Here is a 26,290-nt window from a genome sequence, read left to right as displayed (position 1 = left end):
GCGAGCGCGACACGGCCTGCTCGGTACCGACCGCGTCCGCCCCGACGGGTACCGTGCCACGGTGACTCCGCCCCGCACCGCCACCGGCACCGGCACCGCCCGCGACAAGGCACGTCGGCGGGGCGACCGGCCGGGCGGAGCCGAGCTGCTGTCCGCCGCGGTCGGGGCCGTGCCCGGCGGTACGGCCCGTCCGGGCCAGCAGCGAATGACCGCGGCGATCGAGGAATGCGTCAGCACCGGTGACCACCTGCTGGTGCAGGCCGGCACCGGCACCGGCAAGTCCCTGGCGTACCTCGCTCCGGCGTTGACGGTGGACGGACCCGTGGTGGTCTCCACCGCCACCCTGGCGTTGCAGTCCCAGCTGGTGGAGCACGATCTGCCCCGGTTGGCCGACGCCGTCGAGCCGTTGCTCCGGCGCCGCCCCACGTTCGCCGTGCTGAAGGGCCGCCACCACTACCTCTGCCTGGCCCGGCTGGAGAACTCCACGGCGGACGAACCGGAGGACACCCTCTTCGACGCCCCGGCCGAGCGCCCCGGCGGCACGCGCTGGCTCGGTGAGGCCGGCCGGCTGGGCAAGCAGATCCAGCGGCTGCGGGACTGGGCCCTGGAGACCGACACCGGTGACCGCGACGAGTTGGACCCGGGCGTCGACGACCAGACCTGGCGGTTGGTCTCCATGCCCGCCCGCGAGTGCGTCGGTGCCTCCCGCTGCCCGTACGGAGCGGAGTGCTTCGCCGAGGCGTCCCGGGCGCGGGCCCGGGAGGCGGACATCGTGGTGACCAATCACAGCCTGCTCGCGGTCGACATGCTCGCCGGCCGGCACATCGTTCCGCCCCACCGGCTGCTGGTCGTCGATGAGGCCCACGAGCTGGCGGACCGGGTCTCCTCGGCGGCCCAGGCGGAGCTGACCCCTGAGCTGATCGACCGGTCCGCTCGACGGGCCCGCCCGCTGCTGCGCCCGGAGACGGCCGAGGCGTTGACCGCATCGGGTGACGCCCTCGCGGTCGGGTTGGCCGAGGCGCCGGTCGGGCGGATCACCAGCGGGCTGCCCGGCCCGCTGCGGGAGGCCTGCACGCTGTTGGACGCCGCCACCCGTACCGCCCTGGACAGCATCGGCGACGTCAAGGCCGACGACCCCGACCCGGTGCGCAAGCAGCAGGCCAAGGCCGTCCTGGACGAGTTGTCCACCACGGCCCAGCGGTTACTGGACGAGGCCGAGCACGACGTGGCCTGGGTGGAGCGCAACGACGTGACCGGACGGCGGGCACTTGTGGTGGCGCCGCTCTCGGTCGCCGGCACCCTGGCCACCCACCTCTACGACGAGCGGACCGTGGTGGCCACCTCGGCCACGCTCGCGCTCGGAGGGCGGTTCGAAACGGTCGCCCGGGCCCTGGGCCTCGACTCGCCCCCACCCAGCCCACCGTCGCCGGCCGCCGCCGCCCTCGCCGAGGCCACCCGGCGACCGACCGGCCCCGACGAGGCGGCCGCTGGCACCGCACCGAGCCGGCCGGACGACGCGGACGGGTTGACGGACTCCGGGCTCGGGTGGCGTTCGCTGGACGTGGGCTCGCCGTTCGACTATCCCCGGCAGGGCATCCTCTACGTGGCCGCCCACCTGCCCCGCCCGGGGGCTTCCGGGCTGCCCGAGGCCGCCGGGGAGGAACTGCTCACGCTGGTCACCGCGCTCGGTGGGCGTACGCTCGGGCTCTTCTCCTCGCGGCGGGCCGCGCAGCAGGCGGCGGAGCTGTTGCGCGCCCGGACCGACCTGCCGGTGCTGCTTCAGGGTGAGGAGGCGCTGCCGCTGCTGGTCCGACGTTTCCGCGAGGAACGGTCGAGCTGCCTGTTCGGGGTGATGTCGTTGTGGCAGGGCGTCGACGTTCCGGGCGATTCGTGCCAACTGGTGGTGATCGACCGGCTTCCGTTCCCTCGCCCCGACGAACCGCTCGCCGCAGCCCGCGCGGCGGCGGTCGACGCGCAGGGCGGCTCCGGATTCGCCGCGGTGAGCGTCCCGATCGCGGCGGTTCGGCTCGCACAGGGCGTGGGCCGGCTGATCCGGGCCAACGGCGACCGGGGCGTGGTGGCGGTGCTCGACTCCCGGCTGGAGACGGCCCGCAGCTACGGCTCGTTCCTCCGTCGCTCACTGCCCCCGTTCTGGTACACGACCCGCCCGGAGGTGGTCCGGGGCGCGCTGACCCGCCTCGCCGAGAGCTGAGGCGGCTGGCGGTGTACGCCGGCGATCGGGGGCCGCACCCGGCGCGCGACTGGGATCAGGGCGCCCGGGAGGCGACGACGACGGCGTCGGGCGGGGTGTCGGGGACGCGCCGGGCGGCGAGGCGGCGTACCGCCGTGTTGAGCACCGCGATGATGGGCACCGCGACCAGCGCGCCGGTGATCCCGGCGAGGACCACGCCGGCCGCCAGACCGATGATCACTGCGAGCGGGTGGATGGCGACCGCCCTACCCATGATCAACGGCTGGAGGATGTGCCCCTCCACCTGCTGTACGCCGATCACCACGCCCAGGATGATCAACGCGGTCACCGGGCCGCTGTCGACCAACGCCACAAGCACCGCCACGCCCCCGGAGAGGGTCGCACCGACGATCGGGATGAACGCGCCGAGGAAGACCAGGGCGGCCAACGGGAAGGCGAACGGGATGTCGAAGATGACCAGGAAGATGCCGATACCGACGGCGTCGATGAAGGCGACCAGCACCGTCGCCCGGACGTAGGCCACCAACGTCGCCCAGGCGGCCCGACCGGCGTCGTCCACCTTCCAGCGCGCGGCGACGGGCAGCAGCCGGACCAGAAACCGCCAGATGATGTTGCCGTCGCGCAGGAAGAAGAAGGTGGCGAAGAGGACCAGCACCGTGCCGGTCAGCACCTCGGCCAGCGTGGCAGCGGTGGAGAGCGCGCCACTGGTGAACCGCTCGGTGTTGTTGTCGACCCACCGCTGGGTCTCCTCGATGTACCGGTCGAGGTCGTTGTCCGACAGGTGCAACGGCCCGGTCTTGAGCCAGTCCTGGATCTGCTGCAGACCCTGGGTCGACTTCGCGGTCAGTTCCGGAACGCCCTTGATGAACTCGTTGACCACCAGGGTGAGCGTGCCGATCACCGCGGCCAGCCCGGCGACCAGCACCACCGCGGTCGCCAGGGACCGCGGCAGGCGGACGCGTAGCAGCCAGCCGACCGCGGGTGCCAGCAGCGCCGACAGCAGCAGCGCCACCGCCAACGGGATGATCACGATGCTGATCGTGCCGACGAGCTTCAGCAGCGCCCAGAAGACGATGCCGATGACGATCAGCCGCCAGCACCACGCGGCGGCGATCCGCAGCGCGTGCGGCACGTCGGCGTCGTCGCGACTGGAGGTGGAGTTGTGCAGCGGGGTGGGCGGCTCGACACCGACCACGGTCGCCGCCGCCGGTGCCACCGGCCCGGGGCTCGACGGCGAGGCCGGGCCGGCCGGCTCCGGTACGTCGGGCGGCGTCTGACGACCCGCTCTAACCGACTCCCGGCCCGACTCGTACGCGCGACGCAGCCGTCCGCGTATCCGCTCGAAGCGGCTCAAGCGCACCTCCCGGCAGATCGGCCTGCGCACTGCGTCAGGTCGGACAGGATACGCCCGACCAGGCAACGGTAGGACGAATTCGCCACCCACAGTGCCCCGCCCGACCGGTCCGCTAACCCGGTGACCACCGACGGCCGACGGGGGACGACACGGTAGCGTCTGCGGCGTGACCGCCGATCCGAACCTCGACTCCGGCCTGCCCATCCGGCTGCTGCACGACCGCGTGCTGGTGCGGATGGAGGGCAGCGAAGGCGAGCGGCGTTCCAGCGCCGGCATCGTGATTCCCGCCACCGCTGCGGTGGGCAAACGCCTGGCGTGGGCCACCGCCGTCGGGGTCGGCCCCAACGTGCGCTCCATCGTCTCCGGCGACCGGGTGCTCTTCGACCCCGATGACCGATCCGAGGTCGAGTTGCACGGCCGTGGCTATGTGCTGCTGCGCGAACGCGACGTGCACGCGGTGGCCGCCGAACGGATCGAGGAGAACGCGACCGGTCTCTATCTCTGACCGGGCTTCAGGACCCGCTCCCGGCCCACGCGTCGTTTGCCGCGCTCCCCGACGGGAAGCCAGCCGCACCACCGGCCTGGGGAGGGACGATGCCGGTATTCGTGAAGAAGGTGCTGGCCTGGGGAAGCCTCGCGTTTCTGATCTACTTCATGGCGTTCCGGCCGGAGGGCGCCGCACAGATGTTCAAGGCCATCGGTGCGGCCCTGATGATGATGGCCCAGGGACTCGGAGACTTCCTCACCAGCCTGATGACCTGAGCACCACAGCCTGATGGTCGGAGCACCACCGGCCGGCCGACCCGGTCACCGGCCGGCCCGGGATCAGCGGTGACCGGGTGGGCGGGCGGTCAGCGGTGACCGGGTGGCCAGGGAGCGGCGGGACGTGGGCCGTACCAGCCGGGTTGGCCGTAGCCGGCGGGGAACGCGGGCGGCGGAGGTGGCGGGGTGAGCACCACCGGGATCGGGACCACCGGCTCCTCGGGTGCCTCCACCGCCCGCTGCGAACCGTCCGGGAACCGCAGGTGGTAGCGGTGCCCGTCCCAGACGCCGACCGGCGACTGCGGGTCTCGGCCCACGAAGTACGACCGGTACGCGGCGATGGAGTTGAGCAGTTCCTGTTCCTCCCGGGCCGTCCGGTCCCGGTCGACGGGGCGGCGGTCCAGACCTCGGGTGGCGCCGTCCCGAAGCAGCGCCAACCGGGTCGCCGCGAACTGATAGCCGCGCATCGCCCGTAGACCGGCGTCGCCAGCCACCCGCCGGGCCCACACCCGCGCCGCGTGTCGTCGGCCGAGGCTGCTCAACGCGGCCACCTCCGGTGGCGTGAGCCAACCGGCCCGGACGTAGTCCGGCAGCACCCGCTCGGTGAGCCGCCCCTCCCAGGCCCGCAGCCACACCGCCAGGCCGACCATGCCGAAGAAGATCGGGACCATCACGCCGACGAAACCGAAGAGCGAGATCAGCACCTGACCGGTGGCCTGGGTCAGCGTCGGCAGCAGGTTCCACGTCCCGTGCAGCATCATCGCCAGCAGCAGCCCGGCGACCGGGGCGAAGAACCGCACCCGACGGTCCGCCGACCGCGCGGCGATACCGAGCCCGATACCGGCCATCGAGGTGAACAACGGATGGGCGAACCCGAAGAGCAGGATCCGGACGATGAAGATGGCGATGACCTGTTGCGCCCCGGTCGCCGGCCCGTACTGCTCAACCCCCGAGGCGTATCCGTACCCACCCAGGTAGAGAATGTTCTCCACCATCGCGAAGCCGATCGCGGACAGCCCGCAGTAGACCAGGCCGTCGGTGATGCCAGACCATTCCCGCCGCCGAAAGATCAACAGCAGGATCGGGCCGAGAGTCTTGGTCAGTTCCTCGATGAAGGGCGCGACCAGGACGGCGGTGAGGGCGACGGGCAGGCCCTGGTCCTCGAACCAGCCGGCCGCCGTCTCGTTCACCGTCAGGGACGCCGCAGTGGAGACGAAGGCACCCCAGGCGAAGCAGAAGACCAGGTACTTCAACGGCTCTGGCTCGTAGCGGTCGAGCCAGAGGAAGCAGGCCACAAGCACCGGGACCGGCAGTACCGCCGCAGCGGTACCGACCAGCAGCGCCTCCGGGCCGAGGCTGGTGCCGAGCGTGAAGAGCATGAAGATCGCGCAGGCCGCGATCAGGATGATCACCCCGATCAGCACCAGCGCCCGGCGCCAGCTCAGGCGGCGTCGCGGCATTCCGGGTACGCCATCACCCACGCCTGGGGCGGCGGGCACGGACGGCGACGGCGGCAGTGATCCGCCGGACGGGGTGACGGCCATGCGGTCAGCGTAGTCATGCCCGGCCCGCCGGGCCGGGCGCATGGCCGCCCCCGGTGACTCAGCCGACCGGGGGCGCGGTGGGCCGCTGCACGGCCGGTTCCGGCCCGGCCGGTGCCCCCGGTCGCTCCAGTTCACCGAAGGAGCGCCGCACCAGCCGGTTCGCCTCCTCCTGGCTGATACCGGAGGCCACCAACAGGTCACTGGCGGTGGTACGCACCTGCGCCACCACCACGCTGCCGGAGAACCCGACCCCTTCGCCGTACGCCCGACCGGCCTCACTGACGGCGCGCAGCGACCGCTCCCGGGCCTGTTCGGGCTCCTCGCCCTGGGCGAACTCCTGCTGGAGCAGGCGTACCGCCTCGGCGAGGTGACCGACCGCGTCCGGCATCGGTTCCGGGAGTGGCTCGTCGTCCTCCACCAGGGTCACCGCGCGACGGATCAGCGTGCCGCTGTTACGCATCGCCCGTTCGATCGGGTCGGCCGCCTCCGCGTAGTGGGTGAGTTCGCTGCGTCGGTGCCAGCGGGCCGGGGAGAGCATTGCGGTTTCCTTGGCACCCTCGATCGCCTCGGAAAAGGTGGCCAACTCCTCCTTGTTGTCACGCAGCCGCTCCAGCGCACTCTGGATCTTGTCGCGATCCTGTTCCCGCAGCCCCTCGGCGGCGAGGTCGAGCTGGTCGGCGAGCAGGCTGAGCGCGGGCCTGGCGGCTCGGTTGAGCACCCGTAGTGGGTTGAGCGGCAGCAGGATCGCGGTGACCAGCAGGGCGATGCTGCCGCCGACGATCGCGTCGATGAACCGGGGTATCTCCAGGTCCTCGACCGACGGGCTGAGCGTCACGATCAGCACCGCGGTCGCCGCGGCCTGGATGACGATGGCGACGCTGCCCCCGGCGAAGACGGTCAGCACGATGGCGGAGGTGACCACCAGGCCGAGTTGCCACGGCCCGGTGCCGAGGAAGTAGATCAGCAGGTCGCCGACGAACACCCCGACGCCGACCCCGAGGATCAGCTCGATGGTCCGGCGGAACCGCTGGCCCACCGAGACGGCCAGGGTGCCGACGGCGGAGATCGGGGCGAAGACCGGTTGCGGGTTGCCCAGCAGCTCGTGCGCGGCCACCCAGGACAACCCGGCCGCCAGGCCCGCCTGCGCGGCCAGGCCGAGTGACAGGCGCACCCGGTGCAGGCGGTCGCGCAGGGTCGCCTTGCCCCGGTCATGCAGCTGCGCCACGGTTCCGGCGATCCGGGCCGTGTCCACGTCGGACCGGCCGTCGCGCGCGCCGTCTCGGCGCAGCAGCCGAGAAAGTCCGCGCCGGGCCACCGTCATGGCCGGGACTACCCGCCTGAGGCCCGGACATTCCCGCCGAACCGGCACATCCCGCCGGACGGGCGGCAGCACCTCCACCGCACCCCTCGCCGGATCGGGCAGACTCGGGCTGGTGACGGGGTTGATCGCACGATGGCGTACCGCCGCCCGGGCGGCCGGAGCGGGTGACCCGGCGTCGGTCGAGGCCGCCGGGGCGGAGTTGCTCGAACGGTGGCGGGAGCCGCACCGGCACTACCACACGGTCGCGCACCTGGTCGCCGTGCTCGACGTGATCGACCAGCACGCCTCGACCGCGCCTCGACCCGATCTGGTGCGACTCGCCGCGTGGTGCCACGACGCGGTGTACGACCCCCGCGCGTCGGGCGACCGGAACGAGCGCGACAGCGCGGCGCTCGCCGACGCCCTGCTCACCCGGTTGGGGCTGCCCGCCGTCGCGGTGGCCGAGGTGAATCGGCTGGTCCTGCTCACCGCCGGTCATGTGGTGGAGCCGGCGGACGCCGACGGCGCGCTGCTCTGCGACGCCGACCTGGCCGTGCTCGCCGCCCCTCCACCGGAGTACGACCGCTACGCCACCGCGATCCGCCGGGAGTACGCCCACGTCCCCGAGCCGCACTACCGGGCCGGCCGCGCCCGGGTGCTTTCCGACCTGCTAGCCCTGCCCGCCCTGTACCGCATCCCCGCGCTGGCCGCCCACTGGACCCGCCCCGCCCACACCAACCTCACCCGCGAACTGACCCGCCTATCCCCATAACTCCACGTCGATCTTGCACTTTCCGTCGGGACATAACGGTGTCAAAGCCGCGAATGGGGGACCGAAAGTGCAAGATCGCGGGAGTCTGGGTGGGGGCGGGAGAGGTGTTTGGGGCGGCGGAGGTCGGCGGCGTGCAGGAGGCGGACGATGTCGCGGCTGGGCACGATCTGGGCGCCGAGCCAGACGGCCATCGGAAAGCGCTCGGCGGGAACGTCGTAGTGGTCCCGGTCGAAACCCCGCCCGGGGGCACCGAGCATCTCGGCGAAGGCGTGCAGTTCGGCGAGGGAGACGTCGCTGATCAGGTGCGACCAGAGGCGGCCGCGCCCCGGCCAGGTCGGCCGGTCCACGTAGATCACGCAGCCACCGTACCGGGCGCCGGCCCAGGTTGATGATCACCAGTGGCCGGTCGTAGCCTCGGCCGCATGGCCACCTCCCCGCTCCTCGACGACCTGCGCGCCGCCCTCGGGCCGGACGCGGTGCTCACCGATCCTGACCTGCTGCGTGGGCACGAGCGGGACGAGGCCGACCTGTGTGCGTCGGCGACACCGCTTGTGGTTACCCGCCCGCGCAGCACCGAGGAGGTCGTCGCGGTGGTCCGGGCGGCCGGGCGGCACGGCGTACCGGTGGTGCCGCAGGGTGCCCGTACCGGGCTGGCGGGCGCGGCGAACTCCGTCGACGGCGCGGTGGTGATCAGTACCACCGCGATGAACGGGATCCTGGAGATCGACCCGGTGAGCCGGATCGCGGTCGTCCAGCCGGGAGTGGTAAACGCCGCGCTCACCGCCGCGGTGGGCGAGCACGGTCTGTGGTACCCGCCCGACCCGGGTTCCTGGGAGTCGTCCACCATCGGCGGCAACGTGGCCACCAACGCGGGCGGGATGTGCTGCGTCAAGTACGGCGTGACCACCGAGTACGTGCTCGGCCTGGAGGTGGTGCTCGCCTCCGGCGAGGTGCTGCGCACCGGGCGGCGTACCGCCAAGGGCGTGGCCGGCTACGACCTGACCCGGCTCTTCGTCGGCTCGGAGGGCACCCTCGGAGTGATCACCGAGGTGACCGTGGCGCTGCGGCCCGCGCCGGCGGAGTCGCTGACCCTGGTGGCCGTGTTCGGCTCGACCGCGGACGCGGGCGACGCGGTGGCCCGGATCGCCGCCCAGGGCCTCTCCCCCAGCCTGCTGGAACTGCTCGACCGCACCCACCTGGCGGCGATCGAGGCGTACCGGCCGATGGGGTTGCGCACCGACGCCGAGGCGCTGCTGCTGGCCGCCGCCGACACCGGCCCCAGGGCGGCGGCGGACCTGGCCGAGTTGGCTGCGGTCTGCGAGGCGGCCGGTGCCGAGGAGGTGTACGCGGCCAGCGACGCCGTGGAGGCCGCCGCGCTGTTGCAGGCCCGCCGGTCGGCTCACCCGGCCATGGAAAAGTACGCAGCGGAGGCGTACCCGGGCGGCAGCGGTGGCCTGATCATCGACGACCTGGCGGTGCCCCGGGGAGCGCTCGCCGCACTGCTCGACGGGGTGGCCCGGATCGCGGCCGAGTGCCAGGTGCCGATCGGGGTCGTCGGCCATGCCGGAGACGGAAACATGCACCCCAACATCGTGGTCGACCGAGCCGATCCGGCGAGCCTGGAGCGTGGCCGGCGGGCCTTCGACGAGATCATGCGGTTGGGATTGGACCTGGGTGGCACGTGCACCGGTGAGCACGGCGTCGGCCTGCTGAAGCGGGACTGGCTGGCCCGCGAGATCGGTCCGGTGGGCGTACGGGTGCACCAGGCGATCAAGGCGGCGCTCGACCCGACCGGCCTGCTCAACCCCGGAAAGGTGCTCTGACCTCGCCCGGCGGCTCGGCCGTCAGCCGACCATCTCGGCGGGCGTGTTCTGGGTGAGCAGCAGCAGGATCTCCTCGGCCACCGGCGGTCGCTCCTCCCCCGGGCAGTCCTGCGAGGTGATCAGGCCGGCCGCGGTCAGCAGGCTGGAGGTGAGCGCGCCGACGCAGCTGACCCGGTAGCCGCGCGCCTCGTCGGTCTCCCGGGCCAGGTCCGGTTCGGCCAGGAGCTGCTGAAGCCGCTCCCGCTGCTCCTCGCTCAAAGCGCCGGTCGAGGTGACTCCGTCGCCGGCACAGTCGATGCATTCCCAACGCCCGTCCGGCTCCACGTTCAGCGTGCGCAGCGGACCGTCGGGCCCGTCGTTCTGGAGCAGGCTGACCCGGCCCTTTCCGGTGGTGGTGGCCCCAGCGCCGCCGGGTTGCCCGGCAGCCGGCGCGCTCGCCTCGACGGGCGGTTCGGAACGATCACCGAAGGGCGCACAGCCGCTGAGAACGATCGCCAGCAGGACGATGCCGGGCAGGAAGGCCAGTCGTGATCGGGAAAGCGCCATCACTCGCGGAACTTACCCCACCGTAGGTAGGGAGCGTAACCCGTCGGAAGGATATCCATGCCCGGCGATCTCCAGAGTGGATCCCTCAGCGGGCCAGGCCCGCCGCGCCGTCGTCGGCGCCCCGATCCGCAGCGTAGCCGCGCACATCCGGCGCACCGAGGCGCGCGGCGTCGGCGGTCGCGTCGTCCGGCATGAGCTGGGACTGTCGCTCGGCCTCCACCCGCGCCCGGTAGTGGGTCACCTCCCGCGCCTGCCGAGCCGCGTCCCAGCCCAGCACCGCACCCATCAGCTCGGCCGCGTGCTCGGCCGACTCCAGGCCCCGGTGGGTGGTCTCGATCGAGATCCGGGTACGCCGGGTCAGCACGTCCTCCAGGTGCAACGCCCCTTCGGCGCGGGCCGCGTACGTCACCTCGGCGGCGAGGTACTCCGGCGCGCCCGCAAGCGGGGAGGCCAGCAGCGGGTCGGCGTCGATCAGGGCGAGCAGGTCGAGGGTCAGGCTGCCGTAGCGCTCCAGCAGGTGCTCCACCACGCCCACCGGCAACCCGTGGCGGCGGGCCAGGTCCGCCCGGTCCCGCCACATGGCCGCGTACCCGTCCGCGCCGAGCAGCGGCAGATCGGCGGTACGCGACGCACGTTGGCCGCCGAGCCGGCGCACCGCCCGGTCGACCACGTCGGCGGCCATCACCCGGTAGGTCGTGTACTTGCCGCCGGCCACCAGCAGCAGCCCGAGCATCGGCTCGATGACGGCGTGCTCCCGGGAGAGCTTCGAGGTGCTGTCAGCCTCGCCGGCCAGCAGCGGACGCAGCCCGGCGTAGACACCTTCGATGTCGGCGGTGGTCAGCGGGCGGTCCAGCACCGTATTGACCTGCCGGAGCAGGTAGTCGATGTCACTGGCGGAGGCCGCCGGGTGTGAACGGTCCAGCCGCCAGTCGGTGTCCGTGGTGCCGATGATCCAGTGCCCGCCCCACGGGATGACGAACAGGACACTTGTGGCCGTACGCAGGATGAGTCCGGTCTCGCCGGTGATCGCCGAGCGGGGCACCACCAGGTGCACGCCCTTGGACGCCCGGACCCGGACACCGGGCCGCAGTCCGACGTCGTTGAGCATCCGGGACATGTCGTCGGTCCAGACACCGGTGGCGGCGATGACCGTGCGGGCGCGTACCTCGAACTCGGCCTCTGGTGAACCGGCGGGTGCCTCCAGGTCGCGGACCCGGACCCCGGTGACCTCCCGAGCCTGGCGGATCAGCCCGACCGCCCGGGCACTGCTCACCACGGTCACGCCCAGGCTGGCGGCGGTGCGGGCCAGGGTGACCACCAGGCGGGCGTCGTCGACCTGCCCGTCGTGGTAGCGGATCGCGCCGGCCAGACCGTCGGAGCGCAGGCTCGGGAAGACGCGGCGGGCACCCTCCCGGCTCAGGTGGCGATGCAACGGCATACCCCGGCCGCCGCCGAAGAGGCCGGCGAAGGCGTCGTACGCGGCCACCCCGGCGCCGTAGTAGACCCGCCGCAGCAGTCGGGCGGGCAGGTCGCGGACGCCCTGGCCGGCGGGGAGCGGCACCAGGAACGGCACCGGCCGCACCAGGTGCGGCGCCAGCCGGGTGGCCAGCAGCCCGCGCTCGGTCAGCGCCTCGTGCACCAGGCCCAGCTCCAACTGCTCCAGGTAGCGCAGGCCACCGTGGATCAGTTTGCTGGACCGGCTGGAGGTGCCGGCGGCGAAGTCGCGGGCCTCGACCAGGGCCACCTTGAGGCCCCGGGACGCGGCGTCGACGGCCGCCCCGGCGCCGGTCACCCCGCCCCCGATCACCAGCACGTCGAACCGCTCGGCGCGCAACCGACGCAGGTCGGCGGCGCGGCGGGCGGGCGAGAGCTGCCCGGCAACGGACCGCAGAACGTTCGGATCACGCACCCGTCCACGTTAACCGGCCCGGCCCTCCGCCGACATGCGCCAGCCCGGGCACCTCGATCACATGTGCCGGCCCGGGCACCTCGATCAGTCGCCCGGCGGATCCGTACCGGCGGTGCGGCGGCTGCGCCGTACTGTGTGCGGATGCGGGCGGAACCCACCACACCCGGCTCGACCGGTAACCCCTGGGCGATCGTCGCGGCGGCTCTCGCCGGCTGTTGGATGGTCGCGGTCACGGTCCTGGCGCAGACCGGCGGCTGGGCCGTGGACCAGGTGGTGCTGATCGGCGGCCTGGACCGGCTGGTGCCGCTCTGGCCGGTGGTCTGCCTGCTCAGCGTGCTGCTGATCGCCGCTGCGGCGCTGCCGCTGGCCCTCGTTCCCCGCTCGGCGGCGGTCCGCGTCACCGGCCGGGTCTGGTTCACCGGCGCGCTCGTGCTCGGCCTGCTCGGGCTACTGCGGACGATCCCCCCGGTGCACCATGAGGCGTATCTCGGCGCGCTGGCCATCGTGGCCGCGCTGCTGACGGTGGTGACGAGCCGGCTGCCGTCCCACGTCCTCGGCCCCGGCCGGCTCGCCGAGACCTGGCGGCCCGCGCACCCATCTGGCGACCCGGGTGCGGAGACCACCACGGCCGGGGACGGCTATGTCGCTGACCTCCGTACCGAGGTCGGCGGTGCGGAGACCACCACGCCCGGGGACGACCCGGGAGCAGGGACCACCGAGCGCGGGGACGACCCGGGTGTCAGTGCGGGTGACCCGGCCGGGCGTCAGGCGCGACTGGGCGCGCAGCCGTCGGTGGCGGCTCTGCTCGCGGTGGCCGCCGGGCTCGCCCTGCTGCTGCCCTGGGTCTGGTGGGGCGCGCTCGGCGGGCTGTTGGAGACCATCCTCGCCGGGTTGGCTGCGGCGGCCGTCGGCGCGCTGGCCGCGACGCTGCTCGACGCTCGGTTCTGGGGCCGCTTCGAGGCCGACGAACCGCCTCGACCAGCCCGCCTGGTGCTCGTGGGCGGGCTCGTCGCCGGGGTGGTGCTGCTGCTGGTGGGCGCCGGCACCGGCCACTCCGGCGCACAGCTGCCGCTACTTGTGACGCTGCCGCCGGCCGGTTTCGCATTGGCCGCGCTGCGGGCCGTGCACCGCCGGCCGGCCGACGGGCGCGGCGTCGCCCACCCGGGCACGGGGCACGGCCTGCCGGCTCACCCGGTCGCCGGTGGCGTCGTGACCCACTATCCGGCCGGGGCGGGCGGTCGGGCACCGACCGCCTGGCTGGTCGGGCTCGGCGTGTTCGGCCCGCTTGCCTACACCGATCCGGAGGAGGTCAGCCTGCTGCTGGTCGGCACCCGCGACGTGCCGTTCTGGGTGGCGGCCGCGACCGGTGCCGGGCTCGCCGTCGGACTGGTGCTGGCGGTCGGGTACGGCCTGCTGCTGGCGCGACGCTCGGCCCGCACGCCGAGCCGGGTGCTGGCCGCGGCGAGCGCCCTGACGCTGCTGGTCACGGTCGGTCTGGTCGGCGCGACCGCCGGACAGCCGGGGCTGCACGGGGAGCGACTCTTCGTACTGCTTCGGGAACAGGCGGACCTCAGCGGGGTGAGCGGCGGGCCAGGTCGGGCGGGCCGGGACGCCCGCGCCGGGGAGGTCTACCGGCGGCTGGTCGACACCGCCGACCGGACCCAGGCCGACCTGCGGCGGGACCTGCGGCGCGCCCGACTGCCACACACCCCCTACTACCTGGTCAACGCGATCGAGGTGGCTGGTGGGCCGGCGGTACGGGCCTGGCTGTCCAGCCGGCCCGAGGTGGCCCGGGTACTGGTCAGCCAGCGGCTGCGTCCGTTGCCGGCGCCCGCCGACAGCGCCACCGGTAGCGCCTCGCCCCCGTCCGGCCCGCCTTGGAACATCACCATGATCGGCGCGGATCGGGTCTGGTCCGAACTCGGCGTCACCGGCGCCGGGGTGACCATGGGCAGTTCCGACTCGGGAGTGGACGGGCGGCATCCGACCCTGGCCCAGGGTTTCCGGGGCGGCGACGACTCGTGGTTCGACCCGTGGAACGGCACCGAAGCGCCGACCGACCGCAGCGGACACGGCACCCACACCGTGGGCAGCGCCGTCGGGCGGGACGGCATCGGTGTGGCCCCCGGCGCACAGTGGGTCGGCTGCGTCAACCTCGACCGCAATCTGGGGAACCCGGCCGCCTACCTCGACTGCCTCCAGTTCATGCTGGCGCCCTTCCCGCCCGACGGCGATCCGTTCCGACAGGGGCGGCCCGCCCGGGCGCCCGAGATCCTGACCAACTCGTGGGGCTGCCCGCCGATCGAAGGCTGCGACCCCTCGGCGCTGCTACCGGCCACGACAGCGCTGGAGGCCGCCGGAATTCTCGTCGTCGCGGCGGCCGGCAACACGGGCCCGTTCTGCGGCTCCGTGCAGGACCCGCCCGCACCGTACGCGGACGTGCTGACCGTCGGTGCGGTGGACGACCGGGGGCGGGTCACCGCCTTCTCCTCCCGTGGCCCGACGGCCACCGGGGCGACGAAACCGGATCTGATGGCGCCGGGGGCGGAGGTCCTCTCCGCGATGCCCGGCGGCGGGTACGCGGTGCTCGACGGCACCTCGATGGCCACACCGCAGGTGGCGGGTGTGGCCGCGCTGATGTGGTCGGCCAACCCGGAACTCGTCGGCGACCTCGACCGGACGCGGCGGATCCTGCGCGAGACGGCCGCCCCGATCGAGACCAGCGACCCGGCCCAGGGTCAGACCGACGAATGCGGCGGGCCGGCGAACCTCGTCGGCGCCGGCCTGGTCGACGCGTACGCGGCCGTCTCGGCGGCCCGTGGGTGATCGTCACCGGACTTCGATGATGCCGCCGACACAGCGGAAGGGGCGGACCGCTGACGCGGCCCGCCCCTTCCGGCGTTGGGAGCTGGACTCAGAAGTCCATGTCCCCGCCGCCCGGGCCAGCCGGTGCGGCCGGGGTCTTCTCCGGCTTGTCCGCCACGACGGCCTCGGTGGTGAGGAACAGCGCGGCGATCGACGAGGCGTTCTGCAGCGCGGAACGGGTCACCTTGGCCGGGTCGATGATGCCCGCGGCCAGCAGGTCGACGTACTCGCCGGTCGCGGCGTTGAGGCCGTGACCCGGGTCGAGGTTGCGGACCCGCTCCACCACGACGCCGCCCTCAAGGCCGGCGTTCACGGCGATCTGCCGCAGCGGGGCGTCCAGCGCGATCTTCACGATCTGCGCACCGGTCGCCTCGTCGCCGGCCAGGTCGAGCTTGTCGAAGGCGGTCTTGCCGGCCTGAACCAGCGCGACACCACCACCCGGGACAATGCCCTCCTCGACGGCGGCCTTGGCGTTGCGGACCGCGTCCTCGATACGGTGCTTGCGCTCCTTGAGCTCGACCTCGGTGGCCGCGCCGACCTTGATCACCGCAACGCCGCCGGCCAGCTTGGCCAGCCGCTCCTGCAGCTTCTCCCGGTCGTAGTCGGAGTCGCTCTTGTCGATCTCGGCCCGGATCTGGTTGACCCGGCCCTGGATCTGCTCGGCGTCGCCGGCACCGTCGACGATGGTGGTCTCGTCCTTGGTCACCACGACCTTGCGGGCACGGCCCAGCATGTCGAGGCTGACGGCGTCCAGCTTGAGGCCGACCTCCTCGCTGATGACCTGGCCACCGGTCAGGATGGCGATGTCGGTCAGCATGGCCTTACGGCGGTCACCGAAGCCCGGCGCCTTGACGGCGACCGACTTGAAGGTGCCGCGGACCTTGTTGACCACCAGCGTGGCCAGGGCCTCGCCCTCCAGGTCCTCGGCGATGATCAGCAGCGGCTTGCCGCCCTGCATGACCTTCTCCAGGATCGGGAGCAGGTCCTTGACCGACGAGATCTTGCTGTTCGCGATCAGGATGTACGGGTCGTCGAAGACGGCCTCCATACGCTCCGGGTCGGTCATGAAGTAGGCCGAGATGTAGCCCTTGTCGAAGCGCATACCCTCGGTGAGCTCCAGCTCCAGCCCGAAGGTGTTGCTCTCCTCGACGGTGATGACGCCTTCCTTGCCGACCTTGTCCATCGCCTCGGCGATGATCTCGCCGACGCTGGTGTCACCGGCGGAGATGGAGGCGGTGGAGGCGATCTGCTCCTTGGTCTCGACGTCCTTGGCAAGCTTCAGCAGCTCCTCCGAGACGTTGGCGACCGCAGCCTCGATGCCCCGCTTCAGGGCCATCGGGTTGGCACCGGCGGCCACGTTGCGCAGGCCCTCGCGAACGAGTGCCTGGGCCAGGACGGTCGCCGTCGTCGTGCCGTCACCGGCGACGTCGTCGGTCTTCTTGGCGACCTCCTTGACCAGCTCGGCGCCGATCTTCTCGTAGGGGTCCTCGAGCTCGATCTCCTTGGCGATGCTCACACCATCGTTGGTGATGGTGGGGGCACCCCACTTCTTCTCGAGCACGACGTTGCGGCCCTTGGGGCCGAGGGTCACCTTCACGGCGTCGGCGAGCTGGTTCATGCCCCGCTCGAGGCCGCGGCGCGCCTCTTCGTCGAACGCGATCATCTTGGCCATACGGCGTTGTCCTCCTGGACACTCACGGGCCACCCGAGTGTGTGCCCCGGATGGGCCGTCTGGTGTACGCACCTTGGGACGTCGCCACCTGGCGACGGCGACGTCTCCTCGGCCGGGCCGGATAGCCCGCGACGACCGGCCACGTGCCCCACCCGTGGTTATGTCACGAGCGCGACCGCGGCCCCACCGTCCCGACCAGCTGGCACTCACGCCATGCGAGTGCCAATGACTTGTTTAGCACTCTGCCCTGCCGAGTGCAAGCACGATGGCCCGGGTCAGCCGAGTTCGGCCGCCAGTTGGGCGGCGTTCACCGGACCCTCGTGTGCCCGCTGCTCGGCGTATGTGACAACGAGCCCGACCAGCTGCGCGAGGTACGCCGGCAGGGTCAGTACCGCGACCACCGTGACCGTCAGCACCGCACCCACCGCCGTACCCGGCGAGTCCAGCGGAGTGGCGCCGAACGGCAGGATCGCCAGCGACTCGACCACGCTCGCGGCCAGCGAGAAGCCGATCACGGCGGCGCCCACAAGTGCCACCCGACCGAGCAGCAGCCCCAGCCGGTCACGCAGCATGCGATGCGACCTGCTGAGCGGGTCGTGCCGCTCGAAGAGGTAGACCGGGCCGGCCATGGCCAGCGCGAACGCCGCGTACACGCCGGGCAGGAAACACAGGCAGAAGCCGAAGGTGACGATCAGGGTGATGAGCAGTGTCCAGCCCCACAGACCGAACGCCCGACGCAGTCCGTAACGCAGCGCGGCACCGGTGCCGACCGACTCGCCGATCGCCTGCCGGCTGATCACCCAGGTGCCGGCGGCCCAGCCGACCGCCTGCACCACACCGAGCAGCAGGCTGCCGCCGACCAGCACGAGCAGGAGCGTCGCGAGGTCGGACCAGAAGTTCGCCGGCAGCGCGGCGGAGTCGCTGGCGAGTTGGGCGTCCCAGCGGGCCGAAGGGTCCACGGCCAGCACGAGCACCGACAGCACCGCGGCCGGCAGCGCCTGGGTGAGTACGAGGATCGGCAACAGTGGTCGCCAACCGCGACGGGCGGCGCCCACGCAGCGCGCGAACCAGCCGCCCAGACCGGCCCCGGGCGGGGTGACCAGGGTGTCGGAGGGGTCGAGGCCGTAGCCGCCCGGGGGGTACCAGCCGTAGACCGGCTGGCCGGGATACGGCGTCATGCCGACGTGGGGCGGCTGCGCGGGATGAGCCGGCGGCACACCGTACGGAGGCTGGCCGGGGAGGGGCGGCTGGCCGACCCATCCGGCGGGCGACTGCGGCTCACCCGAAGGCGAGGAGGACGGACCTGTCGGGGGCGGCTGGTCGGACATGGGATCTCCTCAGCGACGGCTGGATCGGCCCATGATCTTCCCTTGTGGGGCACCGGCACCGCAGCCCCCTCCGGCGATGGTCACGCCACCCCGACGACGATCGGTCGGTGGGGGTGGGCGGTCGGCGCTCAGGCGATGACGCGCACCTGCTCGGCCTGTGGGCCCTTCTGGCCCTGGGCGATCTCGAACTCCACCCGCTGACCGTCGTCCAGCGCCTTGTAGCCGTCCATCTCGATTGCGGAGAAGTGAACGAAGACGTCCTGCCCGCCGTCGACGGCGATGAAGCCGTAGCCCTTCTCGGCGTTGAACCACTTCACGGTGCCTTGTGCCACGGTGTTTTCCTCACTCTGCACGGCGTTCCACTACCTCGGGTCGCCGGCGCACCGGGGACCCGGAAACCACCGGTTTCGGCAGTCGTCGACGACCGCTGAAACGGGTGACCGAAATCGCACGCTACACGAGGAGTGACGACGGCGCACGACCACAAATCGGGCGTATTACAGTCGACCGTATCGTCGTACGTCATTGTGATAAGCATGCGGGCATGACGATCGTCACCGACGGAACGGGCGTGCGCCGGGCCGTCATCCGCCGAGTCGAGCCGGCCGACGCAGCTCGGATGCGCGCGCTACGCCTGGAGATGCTGGCGGACGCGCCGCTGGCCTTCCTGGAGACGATCGCCGAGGCCGCGGCCCGGCCCCACGCCGAGTACGCCGCCCGGGTCGCCCGGGTCTCCGCCGGCCCGGACACGGCGCAGTTCGTGGCCGATCCGGGCGGCCGGCTCGTCGGGCACGCCGGTGGGATGGCGCACCCGGCCGAGCCGGGGGTGACCGTGCTGTACGCCGTCTACATCACTCCGAGCTGGCGGGGCACCGGCCTGCTCGCGGATCTGGTCGGTGGGGTGGCGGGCTGGTCCCGGGCCTGCGGACGGAAGGAGCTGATGCTCGAGGTGGTGGTCGGCAACGACCGGGCCTACCGGGCCTACCGGCGGCTGGGATTCGTCGACACCGGCGTCCGCGTCCCGCACCCCAACATCCCGACCCTGCGCGAACTCCAGATGCGCAGGGCCGCCTAGACCCCACGGACGATCACCGGACCGGGCGGCCCCGGGGCGGCCCCGGAGCCCCCAGCGCAACCCCTCAGACGTGCCGGCGGCTCTGCACGATCCGGAACCGGTTCGCCACGTACGCCCCGTCGGTCAACGCCGAGTTGGCCGCCGCGTTCGCTCCGCTGCCGTGGAAGTCGGAGAAGGCCGCCGACTGGTTCACGAAGACGCCGCCGGTGAGGTTGGCCGACAGGTGCACCCCGACCTCGATCGCCGCCGCCTCGGTGGCGTCCAGCACCGCGTCGTCGGTGGAGTAGACCGCTGCGGTGAGCGCGCCCTTCTCGCCCACGGTCGAGCGCAGGATCTCCAGGCTGTGCGCGGTGGAATCGGTGGCGATGGCGAAGGAGATCGGCCCGAACCACTCCCGCGAGTAGGTCTCGGTGTCGCCGGCGTCCAGCTTGACGATAGTCGGCGTACGCACCACGGCCTCGGGGAACGACGGGTGCTCGACGGTACGCGACTCCAGCACCGGCGAACCGACCTTGGCGACCTCGTCCAGCCGCTCCAGCACCCCGTCGTTGACGATGGCGCCGGTCAGCTCCACTCCCCGGGCCGGGTCACCGGTGAGCTTGCCGACCGCCGTGGCGATGCCGCCGGCCACCTCGTCGAAGCTCTTGTGCCCCTGGTCGGTGTCGATGCCCTCCCGGGGGATGAGGATGTTCTGCGAGGTGGTGCACATCTGCCCGCTGTAAAGGGTCAGCGTGAAGCCCAGGTTGCGGCACATCCCGGCGAAGTCGTCGGTGGAGTCGATCACCACCGTGTTGAGGCCCGCCTTCTCGGTGTACACCGCCGCTTGGCGGGCGTTGGCCTCCAGCCAGTCGCCGTACTCGGTGGAGCCGGTGAAGTCGACGATCTTCACCGCCGGATGCAGGGCCAGCGTCGAGGCGAGCTTCTCGCCCGGTGCCTCGGGGGCCAGCAGCACCAGGTTCGGGTCGAAGCCGGCCTCGGCAAGCACCTCCCGGGCGTACCGCACGGTGATGGCCAGCGGCAGCACGGCGCCCGGGTGCGGCTTGACCACGACGGGGTTGCCGGTGACCAGCGAGGCGAACAGACCCGGGTACGAGTTCCAGGTCGGGAAGGTGTTGCAGCCGATGACCAGGGCCACTCCCCGGGGCACCACGTGGAAGGTCTTGGACATCCGCAGCGGGTCGCCCTTGCCGGCGGCCTTCTCCCAGCCGGCGGTGCCCGGGTGCCGGGTCATCTCCGTGTACGCGTAGGCCAGCGCCTCCAGCGCGCGGTCCAGGGCGTGCGCACCACCGGCCTGGAACGCCATCACGAACGCCTGACCACTTGTGAACTGCACCGCGTTGGCCAGCTCGAAGACGTTCCGGTGCAGCCGGTCGAGGATCTCCAGACAGACACCGACCCGGGTCCGCGGGCCGGCGTCCCGCCAGGCGGGCAGCGCCGCCGACGCGGCGGCGACCAGTTGGTCGGCGTCGGCGTGCGGGTAGCGCACGTTCAGCGCGACGCCGAACGGGCTGTGCTCGGTGGCGACCCGGTCGCCGCCACCATCCGGCTGGTCGAGCGGGAAGTCCCTGCCGAGGTACGCCTCGAAGGCGGCCTTGCCGTCAGCGGCGGCGGTCTCGCCGTACACCCGTGGGCTTGGTGATTCCGGGTAGGCGGACCAGTACCCCCGCTCCGTGATCGCGGTCAGCGCACGGTTGAGGGTCTCGGCGTGCCTGTCGTAGAGGGGGTGCGGGGTCTCCGTCATGCCCGCCATCATGCAACACGAAGCCCTCAGATCAGTAGGGGCGTGTCACAACTTCAGATGGTCAGCTGCCAATCGGTCCAGGCGTCGACCGGGCGGAACCCGAGCTGCTCGTTGATGCTGATCATGTGATCGTTGACCGCCGCGTTCCAGGTGTCGATCGCGGCCAGGGCCGGCTCGTGGGCAAGTGCGTGCCGAAGGTTCTCGACCTTGACGAGCAGGCCGAGGCGGTGCCCCCGGTGTGCGGGGTCGACGATGGTGATCTCCTGCCAGGCATGCCACGGCGTGGACGGCCCTCTGTCGATCATCGTCCAGGCCACCATCCGGCCGGTCGCCTCGTGCACCGCGCCGACGTGGTAGCGCCGTCGGCCGCGCAGCCGCTGGATCCGCTCGATCTCCCGGAGCCGCGCGGCATCAACCTGCTCCGCCTCGATCGCGAGATCGCCCATCGGCGCGTCGGTGAGCAGCCGGCTCTCAAGCCGGGCGATGTCGACCACGTACTCCTCGGCCACCGGCCCCCGCCAGGCCACCGTCCGGTAGCCGGCGGCCCGGGCGCGGGCGGCGTCGTGCAGCGCGGTCAGGGCCGCCTGGTCGAGCCGCGTGGTGTCCAGGCGGCGTCGCACCTCGGCCAGCGCGGCCTGCGCTCCGGCCGCCGCCGCGAAGGCCGCCCCGGGCGCTTCCCGCCCCGGTCCGTCGGGCAGCGGCCCGGGAGTCTCACCGATCAACCGCTCCCGGCCGTGCTCGGCGGCCACCTTCCGGGCGTACGCCAGCAGGGTTCGGCCCACTCCCCGCCGCCGTTGCGCCGGATCGACGGTCAGCTCGACGGTGGCGATGCCGGTGTTCTCCAGTTGCGGCAGCCGCATCCGCAGGTGGCCGGCCACCTCGCCGTCCCGCCGGGCCAGCGCCTGGTGAATCACGTTGCCGTGCGGCGGATGGACGACCAGGAGCCCGAACTCGGCCCGGTCCCCCACCGGCAGGTCGGGCAGGTCGACCGCCTGCGCCGCCGCGACGACGCGGTACGCCTCGTCGAGCGCTGCCTCGTCGGTGGACTCGTACGGCGTGACGGCGATGTCCATGGCGGTGAGCGTGCCGGCACCGCCCGGCCACCGCCACCGGTTTTCGCTTGTCACACGTCTAGCTGCCAGTTGCTCCAGCGATCCCGCACCCGGAAACCGAGCTGCTCGTTGATGGCGATCATGTGGTCGTTGCTGGCCGCGTTGAAGGTGTCGATCACCCGCACGCCCGGCTCGTGGGCGAGCAGGTGCCGCAGATTTTCGATCTTGGAAAGCAGGCCCAGCCGATGACCCCGGTGCTCCGGGTCGACGATGGTGATCTGCTGGAACGAGTGCCATTCCGCGGACGCCCCGACGTCCAGCAGCGTCCACGCGACCAGCCGACCGGACGCCTCGTGGCGGACACCGACGTGGTAACGCCGCCGGCCCCGCGCCTCCAGCGCCAGCTCGGTGCCGCGTAGGCGTTCGGCATCGACCTGCTCCGGCTCCCACGCCAGGTCGCCCATTGGCGCGTCGGCCAGCAGCCGTCCGTCGAGGTACGCCACGTCGGCGGCCAGGTCGTCGGGAGTGCCGCCGCGCCAGCGCAGCACCTCGTAGCCGACCGCTCGGCCCCGGGCGTCGGCCAGCAGCGCGTCCAGTGCCGCCTGATCGAGGTCAGCGGTGTCGAGGCGCCGCCGCACGTCGGTCAGAGCATCGACCGCGCCCATGGCCGCGGCGAACGCGTTACCCGGCGACGGACGGCCGGGCTCGCCGGCAAGCTCCGCCCGGCTCATCGCACTCACCCGTTTACGCCCGCGCCCGCGCAGCAGGCCGAGCCCGTGTTCGGCCAACGCGCGGCCCACGCCTCGGCGGCGTTGCGCCGGATGAACGATCAGCTCAGCGGAGGCGTTCTCGGTGTTGTCCAGCTGCGGCAGGTCCAGCCGGAGAAAACCGGCCGGCTCACCGTCGATCCGCGCCAGCAGCATGGTGGTCTCGTAGCCCGGCATCGGATGGCGGAGCAGGGCGGTGAATCGTCGCCGGCATAGGGGCGGGAAGTCCGGCTCATCGGCGGCCACCTGTGCGGCACCGATCTGATACGCCTGCTCGACGGCCACCTCGTCGGTGGCCTCGACAGGGGCGATGGTGATGGTCATGCCGGCAGCCTGCGCCAGCGACAGACGAGCGGGCCAGCGAATTTTCGCTGGCCCGCTCGGACGTTGGTCGGGAGGGACGATCGCACAACGCCTCCGGCGCTGGGTCGTAAAGACTGAAAGTCTACGGCGAAGCGCCCTCCCGCACGGAGCATCTTGCGCCGTCGGTTTGCGGTCGTCAAGTCCCTGGCGGCGTGTTTCGCTCACTCCCTGCGAAATACCGCTTACTCATCCGTTCGCCGTCGTCAGCTCAGCAGGCCCGCGTCGCGGGCGGCCCGCAACGAAGGCTTGATCCGGTGGGTGGGGCCGACCTCACCGGCGACCGCGTCGAGTGTCTTCAGCCCTTCGCCGGTGTTGAACACCACCGTCTCGGCGGTCGGGTCCAGTCGGCCCGACTCGACCAGCTTGCGCAGCACCGCCACAGTGACCCCACCGGCCGTCTCCGCGAAGACCCCGGTGGTACGCGCCAGCAGGCGTACCCCCGCCCGGATCTCGTCGTCGTCGGCGTAGTCCATCCAGCCACCGGTGCGGCGCACCGCCTCCAGTGCGTACAGCCCGGCCGCCGGGTCGCCGATGTTCAGCGACTTGGCGATCCCGGTCGGCTTGACCGGGGTGATGGCGTCGGTTTCCGCGTGCAGTGCGGTGGTGATCGGGTTGCAGCCTGCCGACTGCGCCCCGAAGACCTTCCAGCCACCGGCCGGGGCCTCGACCAGGCCGATCTCGACCAGCTCGCTGAACGCCTTGTCAATCTTGGTGAGCAGCTCGCCCGAGGCCATCGGGATGACCACCTGGGCGGGGATCCGCCAACCGAGTTGCTCGGCCACCTCGTACCCGAGCGTCTTGGACCCCTCCGCGTAGTACGGCCGCACGTTGACGTTGACGAAGGCGGTGTCCTCGAACTCGTCGGTCTCGACCAGTTCGCCGCAGAGCCGGTTCACGTCGTCGTACGACCCGTCGATGGCGACCAGGTCGCCGCCGTAGACGGCGGTCGTGACGACCTTGCCCTGCTCCAGGTCGCTGGGGATGAAGACCACGGACGGCGTACCCACCCGGGCGGCGTGGGCCGCCACCGAGTTGGCCAGGTTGCCGGTGGAGGCGCAGGCGAACCGGGAGAAGCCCAGCGCGCGGGCGGCGGTCAGCGCCACCGACACCACCCGGTCCTTGAAGGAGTGGGTGGGATTGGCGCTGTCGTCCTTGACCCAGAGCGGAGCGGTGATGCCCAACTCGGTGGCGAGCTGGTCGGCGGCCACCAGCGGGGTGAACCCCGGATCCAGGGTGACCCGGGTGGCCGGGTCCTGGCCGGCGGGCAGCAGGGCGGCGTACCGCCAGAGATTGCGCGGACCGGCCTCGATCTGCTCGCGGGTGACAGTGGCGAGCGCGGCCGGATCGTAGTCGACCTCCAGCGGGCCGAAACACTCGAAACAGGCGTGCTGGGCGGCGAGCGGGTAGCGGGCCGAGCAGGCACGGCAGACCAGGGCACGGGCGGGGCTGGCGGCGGTGTCGATGCCGGACGGGGCGAGCGTCGACGTCATGTCGAAGTCCTCTCATCTTTCCCCGCATCGCACCCTGCGGCGGGGACGGAATTGGCACCTGCCCCGCCGGACGCTCAACGGTGAGCGCGCGAGGTGGTTGCCGGGGCGTCGTCGGGCCGTATCCCTCAGCCCCTCTGGATGAGGTATGCAGTTGTATCGCCGAGTCTAGGCAATCCGGCCGCAGCCGTCGCCGGTCAATCCCAGCTTGTGAGCGAATCCTCAGCGGCGCCGTCGCGTGCCCCGGCACCGCTGAGGACCGCCGTCAGACCGGGACGGATCGCGGTTCAGCCTGATCCAGGGCGACCGTCGCCGCCCCGCGCCGCCACAGGTTGTCGACTGCCCAGGTGCCCGGGCCGAGGACCGCGACCAGGAAGAACGACCAGCAGAAGAGCACCGACAACTCGCCGTTGTTGCGCAGCGGCAGCAACGCGTCGGGCTGGTGGACCACGAAGTACGCGTACGCCATGGAGCCCGACGCCAGCAGGGCCGCGGGCCGGGTGAACAGCCCCAGGAGCACGAGAGCGCCGCAGACCAACTGGATCATCGCGGCGTACCAGCCCGGCCACTGGCCGAGCGGCACCGCCTCGCCGGTGCCACGGTTGCCGCCGAAGACGCCGAAGACGGACGACATTCCGTGAATGAGGAACAACAAGCCGATGACAATGCGGAACAGGGACAGAGCCGGCCCGCCGAACCGGTCAGTGCGCATTGGTACCTCCTACGAGTGGGGTGGTGGTACCAGAATGCGGACTTTATAGATAGTTGTCGATGCAATCTCTCTTGGTGGGAACGCTCCCAGTCATTCTAGCGGCCGAAACTTCCGGGGGCAGCACCGTGACGGAAACCTTATCGGCTGCTGACGCGGGTGCCCGGGGGCATCGGCCGCCGCGACCGGGTGCGACGATGCACCGATGCCACGCACAACGGTCCGCAGCTCGACCGCCGGCGGCCGTCGGCTCGTCACCGTGCCGGTCTCGATCGCCGCAGCGTTCGGTCTGCTCGCCGGCTGCGCCCCGGCCGGCGACATCGCAGGTGCGCCGCCCGGCCCGGTCCCGGCTTCCAGCGGGCCCGGCGGCACGCCGCCCGGTGACGCCGGTCTCGGCGGTACGCCCTCCCGGGACGGCGATCTCGGCGGGGCCAACGGCCCGACGTCCGGCTGCCCCGACTCCGGCGTCCGGATCAGCGCCGGCGACGTCAACGCCGCCATGGGGCTGCGGGCGATGGGCCTGGAACTGGTCAACTGCGGCGACCGCCCCTACCGGCTGCACGGGTATCCGGAGCCGCAACTGCGGGACGCGGACGGCGAGGTCATCCCGGTCCGGGTGATCCGGGGTGCCGAAGGAATCACGTCCGGCTTCGACGATCCACCCCGGCCGCTGGTGCTGGCCCCCGGTGAGGCCGCCGGCACCGCCCTGCTCTGGCGCAACCTGGTCGACAACCCGACCGTGGTGGCGACCAACGCCGAGCACCTCGACGTCGCCCCGCTGCGCGGCCGGCCTGCGCAACGGGTCGTCATAGCGGGGCGGATCGACCTGGGCAACACCGACCGGCTCGGGGTCAGCGCCTGGCAGAAGCGGGAGCCGAGCACGCCGGAGCCGACGCCCTCGACGCCGAACCCGCCGCCCACCACACCGGTGCCGCTGCTCTGAGCTGTTCCGGCGCGACAAGATCCCGTGCCGGGACAGCCCACCGCGGACGGCGCGAACCGCGCTCGT

At 72.2% G+C, this 26,290-nt stretch carries 22 protein-coding genes and 1 riboswitch; of the genes, 8 read left to right on the top strand and 14 right to left on the bottom strand.

Annotation, left to right across the window (positions count from 1 at the left end; genetic code table 11):
• Positions 1 to 61 precede the first annotated feature (61 nt).
• Complete coding sequence (locus ACFY2A_RS08280) at positions 62 to 2,212, top strand: ATP-dependent DNA helicase (RefSeq protein ID WP_387169841.1); 2,151 nt, start codon at positions 62 to 64, stop codon at positions 2,210 to 2,212.
• A 55-nt stretch (positions 2,213 to 2,267) separates the two neighbouring features.
• On the opposite strand, the gene ACFY2A_RS08275 is transcribed toward ACFY2A_RS08280, so the two are convergent.
• Positions 2,268 to 3,632 (bottom strand): AI-2E family transporter, encoded by a 1,365-nt coding sequence (locus ACFY2A_RS08275; protein ID WP_387170110.1) that lies wholly within the window; start codon positions 3,630 to 3,632, stop codon positions 2,268 to 2,270.
• 100 nt (positions 3,633 to 3,732) lie between these two features.
• Between ACFY2A_RS08275 and ACFY2A_RS08270 the strand changes: the two genes are divergently transcribed.
• Together ACFY2A_RS08270 and ACFY2A_RS08265 are read left to right on the top strand one after the other, a co-directional pair.
• Positions 3,733 to 4,071 carry a co-chaperone GroES gene (locus tag ACFY2A_RS08270; RefSeq protein ID WP_093403375.1) on the top strand — a complete coding sequence of 113 codons (339 nt, stop codon included), beginning with the start codon at positions 3,733 to 3,735 and terminating at the stop codon, positions 4,069 to 4,071.
• A gap of 89 nt (positions 4,072 to 4,160) precedes the next feature.
• On the top strand, positions 4,161 to 4,328 hold the full coding sequence (locus tag ACFY2A_RS08265) for a hypothetical protein (RefSeq protein ID WP_166458800.1): 168 nt from the start codon (positions 4,161 to 4,163) through the stop codon (positions 4,326 to 4,328).
• Positions 4,329 to 4,417: 89 nt separating this feature from the next.
• Here the strand turns inward: ACFY2A_RS08265 and ACFY2A_RS08260 are convergent, their stop codons facing one another.
• Positions 4,418 to 5,914: a PrsW family intramembrane metalloprotease gene (locus ACFY2A_RS08260; protein WP_387169839.1), complete on the bottom strand. Its 1,497-nt coding sequence runs from the start codon at positions 5,912 to 5,914 to the stop codon at positions 4,418 to 4,420.
• 16 nt (positions 5,915 to 5,930) lie between these two features.
• Complete coding sequence (locus ACFY2A_RS08255) at positions 5,931 to 7,193, bottom strand: aromatic acid exporter family protein (RefSeq protein ID WP_387169837.1); 1,263 nt, start codon at positions 7,191 to 7,193, stop codon at positions 5,931 to 5,933.
• Between the two features lie 112 nt (positions 7,194 to 7,305).
• On the opposite strand from ACFY2A_RS08255, the gene ACFY2A_RS08250 reads away from it, so the two are divergent.
• On the top strand, positions 7,306 to 7,944 hold the full coding sequence (locus ACFY2A_RS08250; protein WP_387169835.1) for a metal-dependent phosphohydrolase: 639 nt from the start codon (positions 7,306 to 7,308) through the stop codon (positions 7,942 to 7,944).
• Between the two features lie 41 nt (positions 7,945 to 7,985).
• On the opposite strand, the gene ACFY2A_RS08245 is transcribed toward ACFY2A_RS08250, so the two are convergent.
• Positions 7,986 to 8,300: a DUF4031 domain-containing protein gene (locus ACFY2A_RS08245; protein WP_387169833.1), complete on the bottom strand. Its 315-nt coding sequence runs from the start codon at positions 8,298 to 8,300 to the stop codon at positions 7,986 to 7,988.
• 66 nt (positions 8,301 to 8,366) lie between these two features.
• On the opposite strand from ACFY2A_RS08245, the gene ACFY2A_RS08240 reads away from it, so the two are divergent.
• On the top strand, positions 8,367 to 9,767 hold the full coding sequence (locus tag ACFY2A_RS08240) for an FAD-binding oxidoreductase (RefSeq protein WP_387169831.1): 1,401 nt from the start codon (positions 8,367 to 8,369) through the stop codon (positions 9,765 to 9,767).
• A gap of 21 nt (positions 9,768 to 9,788) precedes the next feature.
• Here ACFY2A_RS08240 and ACFY2A_RS08235 read toward each other — a convergent pair whose 3' ends face one another.
• The gene (locus ACFY2A_RS08235) at positions 9,789 to 10,313 is read right to left on the bottom strand and encodes a hypothetical protein (RefSeq protein WP_363918124.1); all 525 of its coding nucleotides are present in this window, start codon (positions 10,311 to 10,313) and stop codon (positions 9,789 to 9,791) included.
• Between the two features lie 85 nt (positions 10,314 to 10,398).
• A complete protein-coding gene (locus ACFY2A_RS08230; RefSeq protein WP_387169828.1) occupies positions 10,399 to 12,222 on the bottom strand; it encodes a glycerol-3-phosphate dehydrogenase/oxidase in 1,824 nt (607 codons plus the stop codon).
• Between the two features lie 141 nt (positions 12,223 to 12,363).
• On the opposite strand from ACFY2A_RS08230, the gene ACFY2A_RS08225 reads away from it, so the two are divergent.
• Complete coding sequence (locus ACFY2A_RS08225; RefSeq protein WP_387169826.1) at positions 12,364 to 15,048, top strand: S8 family serine peptidase; 2,685 nt, start codon at positions 12,364 to 12,366, stop codon at positions 15,046 to 15,048.
• Positions 15,049 to 15,136: 88 nt separating this feature from the next.
• On the opposite strand, the gene groL is transcribed toward ACFY2A_RS08225, so the two are convergent.
• From groL to ACFY2A_RS08210, 3 genes are all read right to left on the bottom strand, one after another.
• Positions 15,137 to 16,759, bottom strand: coding sequence for a chaperonin GroEL (gene groL / locus ACFY2A_RS08220; RefSeq protein ID WP_203999680.1), 1,623 nt, complete (start codon positions 16,757 to 16,759; stop codon positions 15,137 to 15,139).
• Positions 16,760 to 17,034: 275 nt separating this feature from the next.
• Positions 17,035 to 17,937, bottom strand: a complete 903-nt coding sequence (locus ACFY2A_RS08215) for a hypothetical protein (protein ID WP_363918116.1) — start codon at positions 17,935 to 17,937, stop codon at positions 17,035 to 17,037.
• Positions 17,938 to 18,215: 278 nt separating this feature from the next.
• Entirely contained in the window at positions 18,216 to 18,419 is a 204-nt protein-coding gene (locus ACFY2A_RS08210) for a cold-shock protein (protein WP_111217633.1), read from the bottom strand.
• Positions 18,420 to 18,631: 212 nt separating this feature from the next.
• Here ACFY2A_RS08210 and ACFY2A_RS08205 point away from each other — a divergent pair, with 212 nt between their 5' ends.
• The gene (locus ACFY2A_RS08205) at positions 18,632 to 19,162 is read left to right on the top strand and encodes a GNAT family N-acetyltransferase (RefSeq protein ID WP_387169823.1); all 531 of its coding nucleotides are present in this window, start codon (positions 18,632 to 18,634) and stop codon (positions 19,160 to 19,162) included.
• Positions 19,163 to 19,226: 64 nt separating this feature from the next.
• Here ACFY2A_RS08205 and paaN read toward each other — a convergent pair whose 3' ends face one another.
• From paaN to ACFY2A_RS08180, 5 genes are all read right to left on the bottom strand, one after another.
• Positions 19,227 to 20,903: a phenylacetic acid degradation protein PaaN gene (gene paaN, locus ACFY2A_RS08200; protein ID WP_387169821.1), complete on the bottom strand. Its 1,677-nt coding sequence runs from the start codon at positions 20,901 to 20,903 to the stop codon at positions 19,227 to 19,229.
• Positions 20,904 to 20,956: 53 nt separating this feature from the next.
• Positions 20,957 to 21,976, bottom strand: coding sequence for a GNAT family N-acetyltransferase (locus ACFY2A_RS08195; RefSeq protein ID WP_387169820.1), 1,020 nt, complete (start codon positions 21,974 to 21,976; stop codon positions 20,957 to 20,959).
• A 50-nt stretch (positions 21,977 to 22,026) separates the two neighbouring features.
• Complete coding sequence (locus ACFY2A_RS08190; RefSeq protein WP_387169818.1) at positions 22,027 to 23,046, bottom strand: GNAT family N-acetyltransferase; 1,020 nt, start codon at positions 23,044 to 23,046, stop codon at positions 22,027 to 22,029.
• 242 nt (positions 23,047 to 23,288) lie between these two features.
• Complete coding sequence (gene thrC / locus ACFY2A_RS08185; RefSeq protein WP_387169816.1) at positions 23,289 to 24,575, bottom strand: threonine synthase; 1,287 nt, start codon at positions 24,573 to 24,575, stop codon at positions 23,289 to 23,291.
• A gap of 9 nt (positions 24,576 to 24,584) precedes the next feature.
• A riboswitch (SAM riboswitch) is annotated at positions 24,585 to 24,720 on the bottom strand.
• Positions 24,721 to 24,837: 117 nt separating this feature from the next.
• On the bottom strand, positions 24,838 to 25,284 hold the full coding sequence (locus ACFY2A_RS08180) for a DoxX family protein (protein ID WP_387169814.1): 447 nt from the start codon (positions 25,282 to 25,284) through the stop codon (positions 24,838 to 24,840).
• 202 nt (positions 25,285 to 25,486) lie between these two features.
• Between ACFY2A_RS08180 and ACFY2A_RS08175 the strand changes: the two genes are divergently transcribed.
• Positions 25,487 to 26,224, top strand: coding sequence for a DUF4232 domain-containing protein (locus ACFY2A_RS08175; protein ID WP_387169812.1), 738 nt, complete (start codon positions 25,487 to 25,489; stop codon positions 26,222 to 26,224).
• Positions 26,225 to 26,290: the final 66 nt, after the last annotated feature.

The organism is Micromonospora sp. NPDC000442, assembly GCF_042898635.1.
Lineage (GTDB): Bacteria > Actinomycetota > Actinomycetes > Mycobacteriales > Micromonosporaceae > Micromonospora.
This window is presented reverse-complemented; position numbering and strand designations above follow the sequence as displayed.